The 1506-nt window shown below is 68.8% G+C and carries 1 pseudogene; it reads right to left on the reverse strand.

Features of this window, described 5'->3' with window-relative positions:
- Positions 1–145: 145 nt before the first annotated feature.
- Positions 146–1380: pseudogene (locus ACIRQP_RS42425) on the reverse strand (IS701 family transposase).
- Between the last annotated feature and the right edge of the window lie 126 nt (positions 1381–1506).

A 1506-nucleotide genomic window follows, 5' to 3' on the forward strand; every position in this document is an offset into this window, starting at 1 on the left:
TGGAAATGTCGAGCGGTGGGAGTGTAGCGGGCAGGATGCCGTCACGGACGGGTTCTGCTCGCCCGTCCCTCGAAGGAGTGCCCACGACGGCGGTAGTGGCATCGGCGGGCTACCGCTTGGCGTCGTCGGCGCCAGTGCGACCAGCTCAACGCGTGAGTGTGGGCGCGGGGATCTCGGGGTGCGTGAGCTGCCAGGAGGCGCCGCACTTCTGCCACAGTGAGCGCGATGACCTCGGCATCCTCACTGGTGGATCCCCTTTTTCGGCTGCTTGCGCGCTCATCGCGGCGAGGAAGGCGTGGGCGAGCATGGCCAGGGTGATGTGTCGGTACCAGCCGACGTAGCGGCGGACCTCGTACTCGTCCAGGCCGCACTCGTTCTTCGCCGCCTGGAAACACTCCTCGATCGCCCACCGGAACCCGGCCACCCGTACCAGCTCGTCCACACCGACATCCAGCGGCGCGTAGCCGAGGTAGTAGGCGATCTCGTCCGGCCGGCTCAGGCTGCGCCGTGCCAGCGCCCACCGCCGCCGGATCAGCACACCGTTTTGGTGGTCGTACTCGGTAACCGGGCGCAACTGCACGGCCGCCCAGTTGTACTCGCGCTGCCCCTTCGCGCCGGCACCGCGGGAACGGTGCTCCCACGCCTGGTCGGGGGCCTGCTCGAAGACCATGTCGATGCGCGGGCCGGACAGGGAGAACTGGGACTTCGGTACGGCCAGGACGTAGCCGACGCCGGACGTTTCCAGCATCCGGCGGAAGCGGTTGTCCTGTCCGTAGGCGGCGTCCGCCGTCACCCAGGCGATCGGCAGCGGCGAGGCCAGAGCTCTGCGAACGATCGCTGCGGCGAGGGTGTTCTTGGTGGCGAACTCCCGCTCGTCGGGGACCTTGGCGGCGCGGCAGCGGTCACGGTCATCCGCCCAGGACTTGGGCAGGTAGAGCTCGCGGTCCACCAGAGCGCGGCCGGCCGCGCTGGCGTAGGCGGCGAAGACGCCGATCTGGCAGTTCTCGGTGCGGCCGGCGGTGCCGGAGTACTGCCTTTGGACTCCGGCGGAAGTGGTGCCCTTCTTCAGGAAGCCGGTGTCGTCGATGATCAGTACCCCGTCGGGGCGGCCGAGTTGTTCGGTGATGTAGGTCTGCAGGTCATCGCGGATATCGTCGGGGTTCCAGCGGGCGCGGGAGAGCAGGTGCTGCAGGCCGTCGGGGTGGCGTGGCCAGCGTGTTCGGCCAGCTGCCAACTGTTCTTGCGGGCCACCGGAGCGAGCAGCGCGCGCACGTAGTCCCGCATCCGGCGGCGTGGTTCGACACGGCCGAAGCGGTGCCCGATGGTGGTGAAGAGGTGGTCCAGGTCGCGGTCCCAGGTCTCGGTTACCTGTTCGGTGATCACGGCCTGAGGCTTCCCCGAACCCGGGCGATACCGCCGTCGTGGGCACTCCTTCGAGGGACGGGCGAGCAGAACCCGTCCGTGACGGCATCCTGCCCGCTACACTCCCACCGCTCGACATTTCCA

It is taken from the genome of Streptomyces sp. NPDC102274 (assembly GCF_044766385.1).
Lineage (GTDB): Bacteria > Actinomycetota > Actinomycetes > Streptomycetales > Streptomycetaceae > Streptomyces.